The organism is Pseudomonas sp. NPDC087697 (assembly GCF_044743155.1).
GTDB lineage: Bacteria > Pseudomonadota > Gammaproteobacteria > Pseudomonadales > Pseudomonadaceae > Aquipseudomonas.
Genome location: NZ_JBIUVW010000084.1, coordinates 4,628 through 5,352, shown reverse-complemented (window position 1 = coordinate 5,352; position 725 = coordinate 4,628). Strand labels below are relative to the sequence as shown.

Sequence of the window (725 nt, the reverse complement as noted above, 5' to 3'; positions counted from 1 at the left end):
ACCCAGAGCACGACCAACAGGTTGGCTTTTGTTAGCATGAGCTGCCTTCACTTGCAGATTGATGTAAGCGGTAATCTTCTTGGCCATGAGGCACTCCAATTACGGGTTCGAACGCCTCGAGAGGCTCCCCGGTTACTTGCGCGTTTATCCCAGTGACGACAAAACCCCACAGCCTAGGGCTGCGGGGTTGGGATGCTTGTTCGGCTAGACCTTTTCGACCTGGCTGAACTCTAGCTCTACCGGAGTAGAGCGACCGAAAATGAGCACAGCCACTTGGATCCGGCTCTTTTCGTAGTTAACTTCTTCGACCGTGCCATTAAAATCAGCGAACGGACCGTCGGTGACACGAACCACTTCACCCGGCTCAAACAGAGTCTTAGGCTTCGGCTTGTCGCTACCATCAGCAACACGACGCAGAATTGCTTCTGCCTCTTTGTCAGTGATTGGTGCCGGCTTATCAGCAGTACCGCCGATGAAGCCCATCACCCGAGGAGTATCCTTGACCAAGTGCCAAGTACCCTCGTTCATATCCATCTGGACCAGCACATAACCCGGGAAGAACTTACGCTCGCTTTTGCGTTTCTGGCCATTACGCATTTCAACCACTTCTTCAGTGGGAACCAGAATTTCGCCAAAGCCATCTTCCATGCCAGCCAGCTTTACGCGCTCTACCAACTATCGAATGAAATGCTTTTAGTTTCACGATTATGGTTTGACTTATTATT

The 725-nt window shown here is 51.2% G+C and carries 1 protein-coding gene and 1 pseudogene; both read right to left on the bottom strand.

Annotated features, from left to right (window positions below; translation table 11 throughout):
• Positions 1 to 87 (bottom strand): annotated as a pseudogene (rplK, locus tag ACIPIN_RS28730) (50S ribosomal protein L11); the annotation flags it as partial.
• A 117-nt stretch (positions 88 to 204) separates the two neighbouring features.
• Positions 205 to 675, bottom strand: coding sequence for a transcription termination/antitermination protein NusG (nusG, locus tag ACIPIN_RS28725; RefSeq protein WP_223194512.1), 471 nt, complete (start codon positions 673 to 675; stop codon positions 205 to 207).
• Positions 676 to 725 lie beyond the last annotated feature (50 nt).